The 18,138-nt window shown below is 63.1% G+C and carries 16 protein-coding genes; 7 read left to right on the top strand and 9 right to left on the bottom strand.

Annotated elements, in window-relative coordinates; translation table 11 throughout:
• Positions 1-9: 9 nt before the first annotated feature.
• From AC3XQU_RS16505 to AC3XQU_RS16495, 3 genes are all read right to left on the bottom strand, one after another.
• Positions 10-777: a head GIN domain-containing protein gene (locus tag AC3XQU_RS16505; protein ID WP_489875247.1), complete on the bottom strand. Its 768-nt coding sequence runs from the start codon at positions 775-777 to the stop codon at positions 10-12.
• 165 nt (positions 778-942) lie between these two features.
• Positions 943-1,782, bottom strand: a complete 840-nt coding sequence (locus AC3XQU_RS16500) for a glycoside hydrolase family 16 protein (protein WP_489875246.1) — start codon at positions 1,780-1,782, stop codon at positions 943-945.
• Between the two features lie 16 nt (positions 1,783-1,798).
• The gene (locus AC3XQU_RS16495) at positions 1,799-2,710 is read right to left on the bottom strand and encodes a polysaccharide deacetylase family protein (RefSeq protein WP_489875245.1); all 912 of its coding nucleotides are present in this window, start codon (positions 2,708-2,710) and stop codon (positions 1,799-1,801) included.
• Between the two features lie 183 nt (positions 2,711-2,893).
• Here AC3XQU_RS16495 and AC3XQU_RS16490 point away from each other — a divergent pair, with 183 nt between their 5' ends.
• The 6 genes from AC3XQU_RS16490 to AC3XQU_RS16465 all read left to right on the top strand — a co-directional run bounded on the left by AC3XQU_RS16490 (position 2,894) and on the right by AC3XQU_RS16465 (position 11,245).
• Entirely contained in the window at positions 2,894-3,181 is a 288-nt protein-coding gene (locus AC3XQU_RS16490) for a hypothetical protein (protein WP_489875244.1), read from the top strand.
• Positions 3,182-3,303: 122 nt separating this feature from the next.
• Positions 3,304-6,303 carry a TonB-dependent receptor gene (locus AC3XQU_RS16485; RefSeq protein ID WP_489875243.1) on the top strand — a complete coding sequence of 1,000 codons (3,000 nt, stop codon included), beginning with the start codon at positions 3,304-3,306 and terminating at the stop codon, positions 6,301-6,303.
• A 100-nt stretch (positions 6,304-6,403) separates the two neighbouring features.
• On the top strand, positions 6,404-7,981 hold the full coding sequence (locus tag AC3XQU_RS16480; RefSeq protein WP_489875242.1) for a tryptophan halogenase family protein: 1,578 nt from the start codon (positions 6,404-6,406) through the stop codon (positions 7,979-7,981).
• 24 nt (positions 7,982-8,005) lie between these two features.
• Positions 8,006-8,716: a SapC family protein gene (locus AC3XQU_RS16475; RefSeq protein ID WP_489875241.1), complete on the top strand. Its 711-nt coding sequence runs from the start codon at positions 8,006-8,008 to the stop codon at positions 8,714-8,716.
• Positions 8,700-9,728 carry a cupin-like domain-containing protein gene (locus AC3XQU_RS16470; RefSeq protein WP_489875240.1) on the top strand — a complete coding sequence of 343 codons (1,029 nt, stop codon included), beginning with the start codon at positions 8,700-8,702 and terminating at the stop codon, positions 9,726-9,728. The genes AC3XQU_RS16475 and AC3XQU_RS16470 overlap by 17 nt, the downstream gene beginning before the upstream one ends.
• An 11-nt stretch (positions 9,729-9,739) precedes the next feature.
• Positions 9,740-11,245, top strand: coding sequence for a tryptophan halogenase family protein (locus AC3XQU_RS16465; RefSeq protein WP_489875239.1), 1,506 nt, complete (start codon positions 9,740-9,742; stop codon positions 11,243-11,245).
• Positions 11,246-11,272: 27 nt separating this feature from the next.
• On the opposite strand, the gene rfbC is transcribed toward AC3XQU_RS16465, so the two are convergent.
• From rfbC to AC3XQU_RS16440, 5 genes are all read right to left on the bottom strand, one after another.
• Complete coding sequence (gene rfbC / locus AC3XQU_RS16460) at positions 11,273-11,818, bottom strand: dTDP-4-dehydrorhamnose 3,5-epimerase (protein ID WP_489875238.1); 546 nt, start codon at positions 11,816-11,818, stop codon at positions 11,273-11,275.
• The gene (rfbA, locus tag AC3XQU_RS16455) at positions 11,818-12,711 is read right to left on the bottom strand and encodes a glucose-1-phosphate thymidylyltransferase RfbA (RefSeq protein WP_489875237.1); all 894 of its coding nucleotides are present in this window, start codon (positions 12,709-12,711) and stop codon (positions 11,818-11,820) included. Before rfbA ends, rfbC begins: the two co-directional genes overlap by 1 nt.
• Positions 12,708-13,613, bottom strand: coding sequence for a dTDP-4-dehydrorhamnose reductase (gene rfbD, locus AC3XQU_RS16450; protein WP_489875236.1), 906 nt, complete (start codon positions 13,611-13,613; stop codon positions 12,708-12,710). The genes rfbA and rfbD overlap by 4 nt, the downstream gene beginning before the upstream one ends.
• A complete protein-coding gene (rfbB, locus tag AC3XQU_RS16445) occupies positions 13,610-14,671 on the bottom strand; it encodes a dTDP-glucose 4,6-dehydratase (protein WP_489875235.1) in 1,062 nt (353 codons plus the stop codon). The genes rfbD and rfbB overlap by 4 nt, the downstream gene beginning before the upstream one ends.
• A 318-nt stretch (positions 14,672-14,989) precedes the next feature.
• Entirely contained in the window at positions 14,990-15,598 is a 609-nt protein-coding gene (locus AC3XQU_RS16440; protein WP_489875234.1) for a TetR/AcrR family transcriptional regulator, read from the bottom strand.
• 135 nt (positions 15,599-15,733) lie between these two features.
• Between AC3XQU_RS16440 and AC3XQU_RS16435 the strand changes: the two genes are divergently transcribed.
• On the top strand, positions 15,734-16,759 hold the full coding sequence (locus AC3XQU_RS16435) for an MBL fold metallo-hydrolase (protein WP_489875233.1): 1,026 nt from the start codon (positions 15,734-15,736) through the stop codon (positions 16,757-16,759).
• Between the two features lie 57 nt (positions 16,760-16,816).
• Here AC3XQU_RS16435 and AC3XQU_RS16430 read toward each other — a convergent pair whose 3' ends face one another.
• The gene (locus AC3XQU_RS16430; protein WP_489875232.1) at positions 16,817-18,133 is read right to left on the bottom strand and encodes a sugar MFS transporter; all 1,317 of its coding nucleotides are present in this window, start codon (positions 18,131-18,133) and stop codon (positions 16,817-16,819) included.
• Positions 18,134-18,138 lie beyond the last annotated feature (5 nt).

Below are 18,138 nucleotides of genomic sequence, written 5' to 3'. Positions count from 1 at the left end.
GGCTCCGGCTTACTTCCACGCTACCCGGCCCATGCCGCTGGTGTTGGCCTTGCGGGTCGACGGGTTGCCGTAGACCGTGGCAGAACCCATGCCGCTCAGGTCGACGTCGGCAGCGCGGGTTGCGTGCACGGTCGCGCCACCCAGGCCGCTCATGTCGAGGTCGACCGTGTCCGCGCGCAGCCCCTGAGCTTCGAGGCTGCCGACGCCCGCCAGCTTGGCGTTAAGCAGCTTGCTTTCGCCGCTGACGCTGATGCGTCCGGCGCCGCGCAGGCTCAGGTCGAGGCGTTCGGCGCGCACGCCATTGATGGTCAGGCCGCCTACGCCGCCAAGGCGGGCATCGATCGTGCGGTAGTTGCTGTTCATCGTCACCGAGCCGGCGCCATCGAGCGCCACACGCATCGCGTCGCCCGAGAAACCGGTCACGGTCGATGCCCCCACGCCCTGCGAGGCAAACTCGCTCAGGTTCGGCACCGTGAGCTCGGCGCGCAGCTTCTCGTGCCGGTCGCCATCGCGCGAGTTGAACGATTCGGTGCCGATTTCCAGCGTGTCGCCCTGCTGGGAGGTCGTAATACGCTGCACGTAGCGGCGGTCGCCTGATACCACGAGGGAGGGCGTGGCGCCCTGGCGCAGCACCAGGTCCACGACGCCTCCCAGTTTGACCTTGGTCACCCGTGCATCCACGCTGCGCGTTTCGCGCACCATGTCGCCGGCGAGGGCAGGGCTGGCAACGAAGGCGAGGGTGGCTGCCACGGCGGCGGCGCTCAAGAGTTGTTTCATGCTGGTTCTCCGATAGGATAGCGATGAAACCACTATAGGGGCCAGATCGCATGCGTTGATAGCGATTGCGATGGACTGCGCATTCCGCTGCCTGAAGCGTTAAAAACCGGGAAAGCGCAGCACGGCTGGCGGCAAGGCGAGTAGCCTGGCGGGCGGCGGGCAATGCTACCTGGCCTGGCCTGCGGGAGGAGTGCGGCGAAAGACACGCACATAGTCGACCAGCATCTGTTGCGGCAGCACCGTGCTGCTGTCCGGGTTACCGGGCCAGAGTCCGCCGACGGCCAGGTTCAGCAGAACGAAGAAGGGATGCTCGAAGACCCATTCACCCGTGACCAGACCTGGCCGCGCCGTGTGATAGAGCATGCCGTCGCGGTACCAGCGGATCTCGCCGCGTTCCCATTCCACCGCAAACACATGGTAATCGTCGGCATAGCTGCCCTGTTCCAGCGGGGACGGACTGCCGAAGGCATGCTCGCCCGAATATCCCGGTCCGTGCAGCGTGCCATGCACGATCGAGGGCTCCTTGCCGATGTTTTCCATAATGTCGATTTCGCCACTGCGCGGCCAGCCGACCTGCTGGATGTCCGCGCCCAGCATCCAGAAGGCCGGCCAGATGCCTTGTCCTTTCGCCACTTTGATGCGTGCTTCGAAGCGCCCATGCATCTGCTCCATCCGCCCGGCAGTCTTGATCCGGGCCGAGGTGTACGCATTCTGCCCATAGGGCTCGCGACGCGCTTCGATGATGAGCTTGCCATCTGCCAGCCTGACGTTTTCCGGCCGGTCAGTGTAGTGCTGTAATTCCTTGTTGCCCCAGCCATGACCGCCCGTTTCGGCGACCCATTTCGTGCGGTCGAGTTCCATGCCATCGAATTCATCGCTCCACGCCAGCGTCCATCCGGCGGGCACGCCATCCGGCGCGGAAGCGGGGACCGGACCAGGAGCCGGGGTGGTGCAAGCGGTAGTGGCGGCAATGGCAAGCAGCATGGCGGCAAGGCGAATCGTCATACGTATCCTCGTGGTGTCAGCGCGGAGCAGGCCTGCGTGCCTGCTCCTGCCGGACGTGTTTTATGATGCGAATAAAGGTATCGGTCCATACGAGCTTGCGGTTGTCTGCCAAGAAGCGCACCAACTCTTCGTGCGCTTGCGCTGACACGCCGAGGTAGTCCCCGCCAATGCCGTGAAAGGTGAAGTTGACCATGGTCCCGCGCACCATCGACTGCCGGACAAGGGCGATCAGTTGCGCGCCGCTGACACCGCTCGGCGCCGCGACCGGTACCGCAAGTGGATCGAGCGCGGACATCGATTCCACGATGCCGTTGCCGCCGCTCACCTTGACCGCGACGAAACTGTCCTGCACGGAAGACAGGTAATCACGGCCGCCTGCCACGGTATCGCCACAGGGCACCGTGAACGTGCGTTCCTGGCGCCCGTCGATTGCCGTCAGCATCGTATTGGCCAACAAGACCTGATCGCGCATCTGTTCTGCACTGGTTGTATCAAGGTTCCGGTGCGGCTCGACCCAGTCGCGCCCAGGTTTGCTGCGGGCACATTGGTGGAACAGGCTATGGTTGCCCAGTTCATGGCCAGTGCGCGCCGCTGTACGCCAGTCCTGCATGCGACGCGCTACCGAAGGATTCGACAGTTGCAGATAGAAACTGCCCTTGAGACCGTGTTTGTCGAGGGTGGGGAGGGCGTAGTCGAGTTGCGAATCGAGAGCATCGTCATAGGCGAGGCTGACGGCGCTGCGCGCTCCATCGGGCCACGCAAATGCCGCGCCCGGCTCGTCTGCACGGGCAGGGCCTGTTCCCACGACGAGGCCGAGGGACAGTGCGCCTGCTGCGACAGCGCGCCAGCATCGGCGCTCGGCTCCAGGCTGCTGACCAGCCAGCGAAGAGAGGGCAGGCTGTGCTCTGCGAATCCAACGCCTTTCCATTACCGCTCCTCCTTGGTGGAAACGTTACCAAATTGTCCACCTGACGATAACATTCGATTTTTTGAGTGTCAATTGCCTTCCCCTCATCAGCACATCCGGCTGACACAGCGGCAAGGCTCCATGCATCAGTGAAGGTGTTGCAAATCAGCCGCAGGTGAGTGCATACCTACGCGGAATATTCCGTTGACAATTTTTTTTGCTAACCCTAATATTCAGACAAGCAACGTGGAAACGTTTCCACTGTCTCCGAAAAAATGTTTCAGCATCGGCTTCCATGTGCATGTGAGTGCCTGGATGAATGAGATGAACAAGCGCAATGCGCAAGCCATCGCCCGCGACTTGAAAGCGGCGACATCGGCGCTGCCCGGATGTCATCGCTGTGTTGCGTGGCGGCTGGATGGTCCGTCCGCACCGGACGTGTTGCCCCAGCTGGGCCGATGCGGTCCGGCACTGGGCTGGGGAGGTGCTTGACGACAGGACGTGCAGGGACAGCATGATCGCCGGCAGCGTGCAGCTGTAGTCGAGCCGGCATTGGTAGTGGAGACACCGTCGATATGGGTGACGGTCAAAATTTAAAAAAACAGGAGAGCACCATGCATTACCCCAATGCCAAACAGACATTGATGAGCCTGGCCGTAGCCAGCGCTTGCGCAGCATTCATGCCGGCCTATGCCCAGGAAGTCGCCCCGACTCCGAATGCCGCCACCGCCACTGACCCGGCATCGGTCCAGGCCCAGGAAGCGACCACCCCATCCTCGCCGGCCGGCGTCCAGACCGTCCTCGTCACCGGCCTGCGCGCCAGCCTCGAATCGTCGATGAACCTGAAGCGCAATGCGACCGGTTTCGTCGACGGCATCGTCGCCGAAGACATCGGCAAGTTCCCGGATACCAACCTGGCCGAATCGCTGCAGCGCATCAGCGGCGTCTCGATCGACCGCTCGATCGGCGAAGGCTCGAAAGTCACCGTGCGCGGCGTTGGCCCCGACTTCAACCTGGTGCTGCTCAACGGCCGTCAGATGCCGACCTCGAACCTGGGCGACCGCCCGGGACGCAGCTATGACTTCGCCAATATCGCCTCGGAAGGCGTCGCGCAGCTGCAGGTGTACAAGTCGGCGCGCGCCGAGACCCCGACCGGCGGCATCGGCGCCACCATCAATGTGATTACCGCGCGTCCGCTGTCGCGTCCGGGCATGCAGGCCACGGTCGGCGTCAAGGGCGTGTACGACAAGTCGGCCGAAAACCTGCCGAACGATGTCAAGCGCGGCGACAAGATCACGCCGGAAATCTCCGGCCTGTACAGCAATACCTCGGCCGACGGCCGCTTCGGTATCGCCCTGTCGGCTAGCTACCAGGAACGCAACCTGGGCTACAACCAGGCCGCGGTGTCCAACGGCTGGAAAGGCCCGTTCCGCGGCGACGAGAACAACTGGGGCACGATCCCGCAGGCCGGCGCCGTCAACCGCCCGGAAGGCGCCGACCTCTACCAGGTGCCGCAGAACCTGAACTACAACATGAACGGCGTGCAGCGCCAGCGCACCAATGGCCAGCTGGTATTCCAGTTCGCCCCGGTCAAGGAACTGACCACGACGCTGGACTACACCTATTCGGAAAACAAGATCCAGACCCGCCGCAACGACATCTCGGCCTGGTTCAACTTTGGCCCGTCGACCAGCAGCTGGACCGATGGCCCGATTGCCGGCCCGCTGACCTATACCGAGATCATCAACCCGGCCGTGAGCGACATCGCCATGGGCGCTGCCGACTTCGCCACCAAGACCGAGAACAAGTCGCTCGGCTTCAACACCGCCTGGCGCGTCAACAGCGACATCCGCCTCGAGCTCGACGTCCACAAGTCGACTGCCGAATCGCTGCCGGACAGCCCGTTTGGCTCGGACAATACCCTGGGCACCGCCAGCTTCAGCCGCGGCAACACCGGCGTCGACTTTTCGAAGGACTTCCCGGTGCTAAGCATCGCCGGCGCCGATTTTGCACGCGCGCCGCAGCAGGTTACCGGCTCCGTGTTCCAGAACGGCTTGGTAAAAAGCGAGATCGAGCAGGTACAGGCGCATGGCAGCTGGAAAATGCTGGAAGCGTCCGAGCTGAAATTCGGCCTGGCCACCACCGACGTGCAAAACCGCTCGGCCTTCTCGACGCAGCAGCGCGACACCTGGGGCGGCGCCACCTCGCCGGCCGACTACCCGGCCAGCCTGTTCCACCAGGAGAGCCTGCGCCAGTACTTCGACAACATCGACGGCAGCGACAACCCGGCCCTGTTCAACACCTTCTACACCTTCGATTTCGACCAGGTGCGCCGCGCCGCGGCCACGGCCTCGGGCCGCCCGGACCTGTACCTGCCGAAGACCACCTACGACACCGACCAGCGCACGCGCGAAAAGTCGAAGAGCCTGTACCTGCAGTTCAACACCGACTGGGATACGGCGCTGCCGATCCATACCTCGATCGGCGTGCGCTACGAGAAGACCGACGTCACCTCGACGGCGCTGGTGCCGACCGCCACCGCCATCACCTGGGTCTCGCAGAACGAACTGCCGATCGTCTTCGGCGCACCGAACTTCACCACGCTGACCGGCAAATACAAGCACGTGCTGCCGAGCTTCGATGCCGACATCGAACTGCGCTCGGACATGAAGGGCCGCTTCAGCTACGGTGAAACCATCGGCCGTGCGCGCTACGACCAGCTCACCGGCGGCCAGGTACTCGACAACCTGGCGCGCGTCCAGGGCGGCACCGGACGCCAGGGCAATCCCGGCCTGTTGCCGGTCAAGTCGAAGAACTTCGACCTGGCCTACGAGTGGTACTACGCAAAATCGAGCTTCCTGTCGGTCGGCCACTTCCGCAAGAATCTCGAGAACTACGCCGGCCAGTCGCAGGTCATCGCCCAGCCCTTCGGCCTGCGCACCCCGGTGGGCGGCGCCTACTGGAACGCGGCGCTGGCCAATGGCTGCACCACCGCCGACACCACCTGCATCCGCAACTACATCTTCCGCAACTTCAACGGCCAGCCCGGCGTGGTGCGCGGCGCGGATGACGCCAGCGGCAATGCGACCGGCGTGATCACCGGCCAGGGCAACGATCCGGTGGCGAACTTCCAGATCACGAGCTACTCGAACCAGAAGGAAGCACGCCTGCGCGGCCTCGAGTTCAACGTGCAGCACATGTTCGGCGCCAGCGGCTTCGGCATCTCCGCCAACTACACCAAGGTCGATTCGGGCCTGGCCTACGACAACGGCAGCATCGGCGAGCAGTTCGCGCTGGTGGGCATGAGCGACTCGGCCAACCTGGTGGGTATCTTCGAGAACGACAAGTGGAACGTGCGTGCGGCCTACAATTGGCGCGACAAGTTCCTCTCCTCGACCTTCGACGGCTCGGGCCCGAACCCGAACTATGTCGAGGCCTACGGCCAGCTCGACCTGAGCATCGGCTACAACATCAACAAGAACCTGAGCATCCAGTTCGAAGGCATCAACCTGACGGACGAGATCAAGCGGATCCACGGCCGCACCGAGCGCAACCTGCTGTACGTGGAGCAGTCCGGTCCGCGCTACATGCTGGCCGCCCGCTACAAGTTCTGACCAGGGCCTTTCCGCGCCAGCGGAAAGGATCGCCCCAGGCCACAGTCCGCTGTGGCCTGTTCTGGTTTAAACTTGCCCGCATCTTTTTTGGAACCACTCCATGGTGACCACCACCATCCGGCATGTCGTGATCGTAGGCGGAGGCTCGGCCGGCTGGCTGACGGCCGCCGTGCTCGCGTCCAGCCTCCAGGCCGAGGACCGTGGCGGCATCCGCGTCACCCTCATCGAATCGCCCGACGTGCCGACCATCGGCGTAGGCGAGGGCACCTGGCCCACCATGCGCGACACGCTGCGCGCAGCCGGCATCTCCGAGACCGCCTTTTTCCGCGAATGCGACGCCGCCTTCAAGCAGGGCTCGCGCTTCAACCGCTGGGTGACGGGCGCCGAGAACGACTATTACTTCCATCCCTTCGTGCTGCCCCAGGGGTATGGCGACGCCGACCTGGCCGGGCGCTGGCTCGAGCGCCATGCCGGCGTTCCCTTCGCCGACCTGGCCAGCTACCAGCCGCACCTGTGCGTGCACGGCCGCGCGCCGAAGCAGGCCGGCACGCCCGAATTCGCGGCGGTGGCCAACTACGGCTACCATCTGGACGCGGGCAAGTTCGGCGTCTTCCTGAAGAAGCACTGCCTGGAACAACTCGGCGTGCACTACGTGCCGGACCACGTGACCGGCATCCGTTCCTACGACAATGGCGACATCGCCGCCCTGCATACGAAAGCGCACGGCGAGCTGGCGGGCGACCTGTTCGTGGACTGCACCGGCATGCAGTCGCTGCTGCTCGGGAAGCACTACGACATTCCCTTCCTGTCCCAGCGCGGTATCCTGTTCAACGACAGCGCGCTGGCGGTGCAGGTGCCCTATGCGCGCGAGGACGACCCGATCGCGTCGCAAACCACCTCCACCGCGCAGGACGCCGGCTGGATCTGGGACATCGGCCTGCCGAACAGGCGCGGCATCGGCCATGTGTACTCCAGCGCGCATACGAGCGACGAGCAGGCCGAGGCGGCATTGCGCGCCTATGTCCGCGCCACCGGCGGCCCCGAGGACATGCCGACGCCGCGCAAGTTGACTTTCCATCCCGGCTACCGCGAAAAATTCTGGCACCGTAACTGCGTCGCCATCGGCCTGTCGGCCGGCTTCATCGAGCCGCTCGAAGCATCCGCCCTGGCGCTGGTGGAACTGTCCGCCGCCATGCTGGCCGACGAGATGCCGGTCACGCGCGCGCAGATGGAGATCGGCGCGGCGCGCTTCAACGACACCTTTACCTACCGCTGGGAGCGGGTGATCGATTTCCTCAAGCTGCACTATGTCCTGAGCCGCCGCGAGGGTGGCGTCGATTCCAGCGGCTACTGGCGCGACAACCGCGCCGCCGGCACGATTCCCGGCCGCCTGCACGACCTGCTGGCGCTATGGAGGCACCGTCCCCCCTCGCGCTACGACTTTAATCGCATCCAGGAGGTGTTCCCGGCGGCGAGTTACCAGTATATTTTGTATGGGATGGGATTCCGCCCCGAACCGGGCCTCGCGCGGCGCGACCGCGCCGGCGAAGGCAATGGCGAGACGGCGGATGGATTCTTCCGCCAGGCGGCCGACCTGACGCGCAAGATGCTGCCTGCGCTGCCCGACAACCGCACGCTCATCGCGCACATCCTGCGCCATGGGCTGCACAAGCATTAACGACAACCGATAAAGAGACACGTAATGGCCAACCCTGTACTGCTGAATAACATCGAACACAAAGACCTGCGCGTGATCACCCGCCACGGTCACGGCCTGGGCGACAGCCATCCTTATGTACCGACCTTTGCCGGCGAATTCCGCCTGCTGCAGGCGCATTATCCGATCGTCTTCAGCAAGCCTGCCGAAGACCAGCCCTTCGAGCCGGTCGCCCTGTTCGGCTTCGAGAACGAAGAAAACCTGTTCCTGACCGACAGCGGCTGGGACGCCGCCACCATTCCGCTGCTGGTCGAGCGCCTGCCTTTCCTGATCGGCAAGCACGGCGAAGACCTGATGATCCACATCGACCTGGACAGCCCGCGCATCAGCAAGACCGAAGGCGAGCCGCTGTTCCTGGAGCATGGCGGTATGACGCCCTACCTGGAAAACGTCAACTCCATGCTGATCACCGTGCACCAGGGGATGGAGTCCAATGCCGGCTTCATCGCCGCCCTGGTCAAGCACGACCTGCTCGAATCGTTTGCGCTCGACGTGCAGCTGGACGACGGCTCGCAGCACCGCATGACCGGCTTCCATACCATCCACGAAGACAACCTGAACAAGCTCGATGCGGCGACGCTGGACAGCCTGCACAAGGAAGGCTACCTGGCCGCGATCTTCTTCCAGCTGGCGTCGCTGTCGAACTTCCGGGCGCTGATCGACCGCAAGAACGCACGCAATGCCGCCAAAGGCTAATCTGCCCGCAGCCCGGGCGATCCGCGAGCTCGCCGGCTTGACGCCGCGCGACCTCGGCCCGGACATTCTCGAGGCGACCGAGCCGGTGGTCTTGCGCGGCCTGGTTGCCGGCTGGCCGATGGTGGCAGCCGCGCGCGCGTCAAGCAGCGCGGCGGACGCCTACCTGCGCCGCTTCTACCGCGACGCCACCGTCACCGCCATGCTCGGCACGCCGGAGATCGAGGGACGCTTTTTCTATAACGAAGACCTCAGCGGCTTCAATTTCGCGCCGGTGCGGGTGCGCATCGACAAGGTGCTCGACGAACTCGCACGCTACCGCGATGCCGACAAGGCGCCGGCCATCTACGTCGGCTCGACCACGATCGACACCGCGCTGCCGGGCTTTCGCAGCGAGAACGACGTCGATCTCGGTGGGCGCGACGCGCTGGCCAGTATCTGGATCGGCAACCGCACCCGCATCGCCGCCCATTACGACTTGCCGGACAACCTGGCCTGCATCGCCGCCGGCCGGCGCCGCTTCACCCTGTTCCCGCCGCAGCAGGTGGAGAACTTGTATATCGGCCCGCTCGACTTCACGCCGGCGGGGCAGGCCATCAGCCTGGTCGATTTCCTGCAGCCCGACCTGGAGCGCTTCCCGCGCTTTGCGCAGGCGATGGAACATGCGCTGACCGCAGACCTGGAGCCGGGCGACGCCCTGTTCATCCCCAGCATGTGGTGGCACCACATCCAGGCGCTGGACGCCTTCAACGTGCTGGTCAACTATTGGTGGCGCCGCTCGCCCGAGTACATGGACACGCCCACCAACGCGCTGATGCACGCATTGATGTCGGTGCGCGACCTGCCGCGCGAGCAGCGCCAGGCCTGGCAGGAGCTGTTCCGCCACTACGTGTTCGAGGCGGACGACGGCACCTCCGCCCACATCCCGGAAGCCGCCCGCCGCATCCTGGGCCCGCTCGACGGCGACGCCGTGCGCGGCATCCGCGCCCAACTATTAAAAAGAATGAACCGCTGAGGAGACCAGACGTGGACAAGGGAATCAATGGCATGGGCAAGCCGGTACGCCGGGTAGTGATTGCCGGCGGCGGCACCGCCGGCTGGATGGCGGCGGCCTGCATTTCGAAGGTGCTGGGAAAGCAGCTCGAAATCATCCTGGTCGAATCCGACGAGATCGGGACCGTGGGCGTGGGCGAAGCCACCATTCCGACCCTGCTGAATTTCCATAACCTGCTCGAGATTAACGAGCAGGAGTTCATGGCCGAGACCAAGGCCACCTTCAAGCTCGGCATCAGTTTCGAAAACTGGCGCAACGTGAACGAGGACTACATCCACTCCTTCGGCCTGACCGGCACCGACCATTGGACGGCGGGCTTCCAGCACTTCTGGCACAAGGGCCGCGAGCGCGGCCTGGCGGGCGACTACGGCGACTACTGCCTGGAGCTGCGCGCCTCGCAGGAGAACAAGTTCGCCCACCTGCCGCGCGGCGGCATGAACTACGCCTACCACCTGGACGCCAGCGCCTATGCGCGCTACCTGCGCAAGTTCAGCGAGCGCTTTGGCGTGCAGCGCATCGAGGGCAAGATCGTCGATGTCACCACCAGCGCGCTCTCCGGCCATATCCGCTCGATCACGCTCGACTCGGGCGTGGACATCGAGGGCGACCTGTTCATCGACTGCACGGGCTTCCGCGCGCTCCTGATCGGGCAGGCGATGAAGGTGGCGTACCAGGACTGGTCGCAATGGCTGTTCAACGACTGCGCCGCGGCGCTGCAGACCAGTTCCGTCGGCGACGCGGTGCCGCTGACGCGCTCGATCGCCCATCCCTTCGGCTGGCAGTGGCGCATTCCGCTGCAGCACCGGGTCGGCAACGGCATCGTGTTCTCGAGCCGCTACGTGGCGCAAGACGAGGCGGTGCAGGCACTGATGGGGAATATCGTGGGCGAGCCCCTGATGCAGCCGCGCGTGATCAAGTTCACGCCGGGCCAGCGCGAGCAGGTCTGGAAGGGCAACTGCGTGGCGGTCGGCCTGTCGAGCGGCTTCCTGGAGCCGATCGAGTCGACCAGCATCCACCTGATCCAGCGCAGCATCGTGCGCCTGATGCAGATGTTCCCAACGAATGGCATCGCACAGACGGACGTCGACGAGTACAACCGGCAGTCCTCGATTGAGGTCGAGCATATCCGCGACTTCATCATCCTGCACTACAAGGTCAACAACCGCATCGACGCACCTTACTGGCGGGATGCGCGCAACATGGCCGTTCCGGTGTCGCTGCAGCACCGCATCGACCTGTTCCGCGAGACAGGGCGCGTATTCCGCGTGCCGAACGAGCTGTTTGCCGAGAACTCGTGGATCCAGGTGATGCTGGGGCAGGGCATCATGCCTTTCCAGCACCACCAGACGGCCGACCTGATGGGCGACGAGGAGCTGTCGCACTTCCTCGGCACCATCAAGGGACAGATCGACAAGACGGTGGCGGGGCTGCCCTCGCACCAGTCCTATGTCGAGCGTTACTGCTCCGCGCTCAGATAAAACTGCAGAAGGCCTGACGCGACAAGCTCAGTCGAAGGTTTCGGCTGCCAGGAACCCCACGCCCTGGTCATCCTTGCTCGACACGACAGGTGCACTGTCGACCGGCCAGGCGATACCGAGAGTCGCATCGTTCCAGGCGATGCAGCGCTCGTATTCCGGCGCATAATAATCGGTCGTCTTGTAGAGGAACTCAGCCGATTCGGACAGCACGACGAAACCATGCGCAAAACCTTCCGGCACCCACATCTGCGTCTTGTTCTCGGCGCTGAGAATCTGGCCCACCCACTTCCCGAACGTGGGGGATGAGCGGCGCAGGTCGACAGCTACGTCGAACACGCTGCCGGCAACCACCCGCACCAGTTTGCCCTGGGTCTGGCGAGTCTGATAATGAAGGCCCCGCAGGACGTTGTAGGCTGATTTCGAATGGTTGTCCTGGACAAAATTCACCTTGCGTCCGATCGCTTCCTCAAAGCGGGCGTGATGAAAGCTTTCATAGAAAAAGCCACGTTCGTCGCCGAATACACGCGGCTGGATGCACAGAACATCGGGAATGGCCAATGGAGTAATTTGCATCAGAAAACCGTTTCGTTTAATACACGCATCAGGTATTGGCCATAACCGTTCTTGCGCATCGGGGCGGCGAGCATTTCAAGCTGTCCGGCATCGATCCAGTTCTGACGGAATGCAATCTCTTCAGGGCAAGCGACCTTTAGCCCCTGGCGACGTTCGATTGTCGCAATGAATTGGCTGGCATCGAGCAGAGACTCGTGCGTTCCGGTGTCGAGCCAAGCATAGCCGCGGCCCATTATCTCGACATGCATCTTCCCCATGTCCATGTAGATACGGTTGAGGTCAGTAATCTCGAGTTCGCCACGTGTGGACGGCTTGAGCGAGCGCGCTATTTCAGAAACATGTTCATCGTAAAAATACAGCCCTGTCACCGCGTAATTGGAGCGCGGCACCGCCGGTTTTTCTTCGAGACTAATGGCCCGGCCCCCGGCGTCGAACTCGACAACCCCGTAGCGCTGCGGATCGTGGACATGGTAGGCAAACACACTGGCGCAATCGGTACGCGCGTTGGCGCGGTCGAGCAGGGTGTGCAGATCGTGGCCGTAGAAGAGGTTATCGCCGAGCACCAGTGCCGACGGCGCGCCGTCAAGGAATGCCTCGCCGATGAGGAAAGCCTGCGCCAGTCCGTCCGGTGCGTCCTGGACCGCATACGACAGGTTCAATCCCCAGCGCGCGCCATCGCCGAGCAACTGCTGGAAACGCGGCGTATCCTGCGGCGTCGAAATGATCAGGATATCGCGGATCCCCCCCAGCATCAGCGTGCTGAGCGGGTAATAGATCATTGGTTTATCGAACACCGGCAGCAACTGCTTCGAGATTGCGAGCGTTGCCGGATGCAGGCGAGTACCACTGCCGCCGGCAAGAATGATGCCCTTACGTTGCATGGATGCGCTCATAGATTTCCTTGGGATGCCAGTTCGGCGATCAAACGGTTGACATGGTAGCGCCAGTCAGGCAGCACTAAACCAAAACTGTTGCAAAATTTGCTGCTGTCGAGGCGTGAATTCGAGGGGCGTACTGCGGGTGTGGGGAATGCGCTGGCATCGATCGGCAGCACCTGCTCCGGTCCCACCTTGAGCGCTGCCCCATGCAGCTGCGCCTGGGCCAGCACATGGCGGGCATAGGCATGCCAGGTTGTCTCTCCAGCCGCCGCCAGGTGATAGGTGCCGGCCAGGGCGCCAGCGTCGGCCCCAGCCAGGATAATACGGTGGAGTGCAAGGGCTGTCGCATCGGCCAACAGTTCAGCGGCAGTCGGCGCTCCATGCTGGTCCGCGACCACGTTCAGGGTGTCGCGCTCCTTGGCAAGCCGCAGCATGGTCTTTGCAAAATTGCCACCTCGCAGGGCGAATACCCAACTGGTGCGCAGGATCAGGTGACGCGCTCCGCTCGCACGAATGCGCTCTTCGCCCTCGCACTTGCTACGGCCATATACCGACAAGGGCTGGGTTGTATCGGTTTCCAGCCAAGCACGGTCCTTTGTGCCGTCGAAGACGTAATCAGTCGAGAAATGCACCAACCAGGCGCCGCAGGCAGCGGCCTCCTCGGCCAGCACACCGGGCGATACCGCATTGACCGTGTGCGCGACTGCTTCTTCACTTTCCGCCTTGTCCACGGCCGTATAGGCAGCGGCATTGACGATGACGTCGGGGGCATGGGCGCGGACCAGGGCGCGCAGCGATTCGGGAGCGGTAAAATCGGCCTCGGTGCGGCCATACGCGGAAAGCTCGCCGAGCGGTGCCAGCGAACGCTGCAGCTCCCAGCCGACCTGGCCGTCCTTGCCGAGCAACAGAATCTTCATACGTCGTACTGCCTTTCCATCCATTCACGGTAGGCACCGCTGGTGACATTCTCGACCCACTCGCCATTGGCCAGGTACCACGCCACCGTCTTGCGGATACCAGTCTCGAAGGTCTCTGCCGGTCGCCAGCCCAGCTCGCGCTCCAGCTTGCCTGCATCGATAGCATAGCGTCGGTCGTGCCCCGGACGATCCTTTACGAAGGTCATCTGGCTTGCATACGACTGGCCGTCTGCACGTGGACGCAATTCATCCAGGATCGCACACAGGGTACGCACCACCTCGATATTCGCTTTTTCATTGCAGCCGCCAACGTTATAGGTTTCCCCCAGCTTGCCATCGGCCAGGACGCGACGAATGGCGCTGCAATGGTCGGTTACGTACAGCCAATCGCGGATTTGTTGGCCGTCGCCGTAGATCGGCAGCGGCTTGCCGGCCAAGGCGTTGTGGATCACCAGGGGAATGAGCTTTTCCGGGAAATGATAAGGACCATAATTGTTCGAGCAATTGGTGGTCAGTACCGGCAAGCCATACGTATGGTGGTAGGCGCGCACGAGATGGTCCGAGGCCGCCTTGCTGGCCGAGTATGGGCTGTTTGGCTCATAGCGGTGCTGCTCGTCGAACGCCGGTGCATCATGCGAGAGCGAGCCATAGACCTCGTCGGTGGAAACGTGGAGGAAGCGGAAATCCGCCTTTTCGCCACCGTCGAGCCCGTTCCAATAGGCGCGCACCGCTTCAAGCAGTTTGAAGGTGCCGACAATGTTGGTTTCGACAAACGCGCCAGGACCTGTAATGGAACGGTCTACATGACTTTCGGCAGCAAAATTCATGATTGCGCGTACCTTATGCTCGGAAAGAAGACGCGCTACCAGGGCACTGTTACCGATGTCGCCGCGCACGAAATGGTGGCGCGGGTCATTTTTCAGGCGATCGACGTTTTGCAGGTTGCCCGCATAGGTCAACAGGTCAAGGTTGATGACTGGCTCGTCGTGATGGGAAAGCCAGTCAATGACGAAGTTCGACCCAATGAAGCCTGCTCCGCCCGTTACGAGGATAGTCATCCCTGCGGTTCCTAGAATGTAGTTGAAGATCGACGCAGCATTCGATGCTTACTCGAACTCAAGAGTTGTTGTAAAAACCGTATTTTATAGACATTTGGAAATTCGTTACGCATGTTCCGTATGGCAGACGAAATTCACGAACACTTAAGGAGGCCCTTGTCGATATGGTACAACAGTTGTTTTTAAGACATCCAGCTAGCTAGTCGATCGCGATGAGTAGGACGATGCGATGCTTCGCAAGCTTAGAGCGCGGGCTTATTCCAGCAGAAACAGCATGGAAATGGCAGGCTCGGCATCGCACCAATGCTCTCCCAAGTACTACTCCGCGCCGAAGTAAGCCAGGAACATCGACACCGCGGCCTCGATCACCGGCTGCGCTGCGCTTGGCGTGATCGGGGCGGCGCCCATCGCCACCTGCGGCCAGAAGCCGAAGGCCTTGAGCTGGCCCTGCAGGATGGTCGCCGCAAATGCCGGGTCGCCGGCCTTGAGTTTGCCGTCCGCCTGGGCCGCCCGGATCCAGGCCGTCACCCCTTCCTCGCGCTCGTTCAGGCGCGTGAAAATCGGCAGCGCGCGCGCGGGCGCATGGATCGCTTCCGAAATCGCCACCCGCGCCAGCGCGATGAAATCCGGGTCTTCCAGCGTGCGCATCTTCAGGCGCATCAGCTCCGTCAGCTGCTCGCGCAGGCCGGCGTCGCTGCGGTAAGGCAGCTCGAGCAGCTCCGCGCTGGCCTGGAACAGCTGCACGATGGTTTCCGCGAACAGCTCTTCCTTGCTCGGAAAGTGGTTGTAGACCGTGCGCTTAGACACGTTGGCGACAAGCGCAATCCGGTCCATGCTGGTCGCCTCGAACCCGTTGGCACGGAACTCGGCGGCAGCGGCATTGACGATGGCATTGCGCTTGAGATCGGTAAGCCGGGGAGTATGCATGCGTTTATTTTACACCGACCAGTTTACTTTCTCAAAAATAGAAACTACACTGTGTAGTGTACATTGTCACTTTCTACTGTCAGGTCCACCATGCGCATCCTGTTCACCACGCTTCTTCTGGGAGTTGTCTCCATCATGACCTACTGCACCTTTGCCTCGGCCGCACCCGTCTTCCCGGCCTCGACCCACTATCAGGACGGTAAATTCCGCAACGCCATCAAGATGCGCGAATACAGCTTCGGCGAGATGGCCAGCCTGTGGTGGAACGCCATGGTCAACAAGCCGTCCGGCACCCTTCCGGGAGGCGCGATTCCCGTGCGGCCCTTGTCGCGCGCCGCGCTGCTTGCCGCACCCGACAACACCCTGTACCGCCTCGGCCACTCGACCATGCTGGTCAAGATCAAGGGCGAGTTCTACCTGACCGACCCGGTCTTCTCCGAGCGCGCCTCGCCGGTGCAGTGGGCCGGTCCCAAGCGCTTCCATGCGCCACCGATCGGCATCGAGGAGCTCCCGCCGATCAAGGCCATCATCCTGTCGCACGACCATTACGACCACCTCGACCATGCAGCCATCATGGCCCTGGCCGCGAAGACCCAGCATTTCCTGACGCCGCTGGGAGTGGGCGAGCGCCTGATCAAGTGGGGTGTCGAGGCATCGAAAGTACGCCAGCTGGACTGGTGGCAGGAAGCGTCCATCGACGGCGTGCGCTTCGTCGCCACCCCGGCCCAGCACTTCTCGGGCCGTACCCTGAGCGACCGCGACACCACCTTGTGGGCCTCCTGGGTCATCCTGCACGACGACCTGCGCCTGTTCTTCAGCGGCGACAGCGGCTATTTCAAGGGATTCAAGGAGATCGGCGAGCGCTTCGGTCCCTTCGACGTCGCCCTGGTGGAAACCGGCGCCTACGACAAGCAGTGGCCCGACGTGCACATGCAGCCCGAAGAAACCCTGCAAGCCTTCCTCGATCTGAAGGGCGCCTGGCTGCTACCGATCCACAACGGCACCTTTGACCTGGCGCTGCACCGCTGGCAGGACCCGTTCGAGCGCATCGCTGCGCTGGCCGCAGCAAAAGGCGTATCGATGACGACCCCGGAAATGGGCGAGCCCTTGAGCCTGAAGGCGCCGCATGCCGGCAAACCCTGGTGGCGCGAGGTCAAGTAAGCACCATGAAAAATGCCCACATCGATGTGGGCATTTTTTTTACAACTGGTAAAAAAATCAGGCGTTTGCCACCGGCTGCTTGTGCAGGTTCGCATACTTCACGCCGAAGTACAGGATGAACAGGTAGCACACGGCCGGCACCAAGAAGGACGGCTGCAGGCCGACCGTGTCGGCGAACATGCCCTGCACGAAGGGCACCACCGCGCCGCCCACGATGGCCATGCAGAGGATACCCGAGCCCTGGCCGGTGAACTTGCCCAGGCCATGCAAGGCCATGCTGAAGATGGTCGGGAACATGATCGAATTGCACAGGCCCACCGCCAGGATCGCCCACATCGCCAGCTTGCCTTCGCCGAAGGTGGCGACCAGCACCAGCAGGATCGAGCCGAGCGCATTGAAGGCCAGGGTTTTACCGGGGCTGACGTAGCGCATCACCGCAAAGCCGATGAAGCGTCCCACCAGCGCGCCGCCCCAGTACAGGCTGACGTACTGCGCCGCATCCGCGTGGCTCAAGGCCGCGATATGGCCCTCACCCAGGAAGTTGATCAGGAAGCTGCCGATGCTGACCTCCGCGCCCACGTACAGGAAGATCGCGACCGCCCCCAGCACCAGGTGGCGGTAGGCCATCGCGCCGCCCTTGCCGTCGATGGCCGGCTTGCCGTCCTGGGCATGGCTGATCTTCGGCAGCTTCGCCACCGCGAACAACACCGCGAGGACGGCCAGCGCCGCCGCCAGGCCAAGGTAGGGACCCTGCACGGTGGCCGCCTCTTGCGCTTTGTAGGCTGCCTGCTCGGCGGCGGTCATGGCCGCCAGCTGGTCGGCGCCCAGCGCCACCGTCGACAGGATCAGGATCCCGCCCAGCGCCGGCGCGACCGTCGTGCCGAGCGAATTGAAGGCCTGGGTCAGGGTCAGGCGGCTGGATGCGGTACGCGCCGGCCCGAGCACGGTCACGAAAGGATTGGCAGCCACTTGCAGGATCGTGATGCCGCTGGCGAGCACGAAGAAGGCGAACAGGAACAGGCCGTAGCTGCCCTTCGAGGCCGGGTAGAACAGGGCGCAGCCGGCAGCCGCGATGCTCAGGCCGGCGACGGCGCCATTCTGGTAGCCGATCCGTCGGATCAGCGCGCCCGCCGGCAGCGACACGATGAAATAGGCGCCGAAAAAGCAGAACTGCACCAGCATCGCTTCCAGGTAGGTCAGCGTATAGATCGACTTCAGGTGCGGGATCAGCACGTCGTTGAGCGAGGTAAGCAGGCCCCACATGAAGAACAGGATGGTGACGATGACGAGCGCGCCGGTATGCGGGTTGTGCTCGTTCGCCGTGGCCTGCGCCAGCGATGGCGCCTCGGGCGATTTCGGTGCTGTGCTTTGCATGGTGT

This window comes from Telluria sp. AZSoR62 (assembly GCF_058111565.1).
The sequence above is the reverse complement of the archived record's forward strand: the minus strand, read 5'-3'. Positions and strand labels throughout refer to the sequence as shown.

Bases quoted from the DNA above. Each gene is read 5' to 3' on its own strand.
- AC3XQU_RS16475 (WP_489875241.1), top strand. From the start codon at position 8,006: ATGGCCAACCCTGTACTGCTGAATAACATCGAACACAAAGACCTGCGC.
- AC3XQU_RS16430 (WP_489875232.1), bottom strand. From the start codon at position 18,133: ATGCAAAGCACAGCACCGAAATCGCCCGAGGCGCCATCGCTGGCGCAG.
- AC3XQU_RS16495 (WP_489875245.1), bottom strand. From the start codon at position 2,710: ATGGAAAGGCGTTGGATTCGCAGAGCACAGCCTGCCCTCTCTTCGCTG.
- AC3XQU_RS16435 (WP_489875233.1), top strand. From the start codon at position 15,734: ATGACCTACTGCACCTTTGCCTCGGCCGCACCCGTCTTCCCGGCCTCG.
- rfbD (WP_489875236.1), bottom strand. From the start codon at position 13,613: ATGAAGATTCTGTTGCTCGGCAAGGACGGCCAGGTCGGCTGGGAGCTG.
- rfbC (WP_489875238.1), bottom strand. From the start codon at position 11,818: ATGCAAATTACTCCATTGGCCATTCCCGATGTTCTGTGCATCCAGCCG.
- AC3XQU_RS16470 (WP_489875240.1), top strand. From the start codon at position 8,700: ATGCCGCCAAAGGCTAATCTGCCCGCAGCCCGGGCGATCCGCGAGCTC.
- rfbB (WP_489875235.1), bottom strand. From the start codon at position 14,671: ATGACTATCCTCGTAACGGGCGGAGCAGGCTTCATTGGGTCGAACTTC.
- AC3XQU_RS16440 (WP_489875234.1), bottom strand. From the start codon at position 15,598: ATGCATACTCCCCGGCTTACCGATCTCAAGCGCAATGCCATCGTCAAT.
- AC3XQU_RS16505 (WP_489875247.1), bottom strand. From the start codon at position 777: ATGAAACAACTCTTGAGCGCCGCCGCCGTGGCAGCCACCCTCGCCTTC.
- AC3XQU_RS16480 (WP_489875242.1), top strand. From the start codon at position 6,404: ATGGTGACCACCACCATCCGGCATGTCGTGATCGTAGGCGGAGGCTCG.
- rfbA (WP_489875237.1), bottom strand. From the start codon at position 12,711: ATGAGCGCATCCATGCAACGTAAGGGCATCATTCTTGCCGGCGGCAGT.
- AC3XQU_RS16485 (WP_489875243.1), top strand. From the start codon at position 3,304: ATGCATTACCCCAATGCCAAACAGACATTGATGAGCCTGGCCGTAGCC.
- AC3XQU_RS16500 (WP_489875246.1), bottom strand. From the start codon at position 1,782: ATGACGATTCGCCTTGCCGCCATGCTGCTTGCCATTGCCGCCACTACC.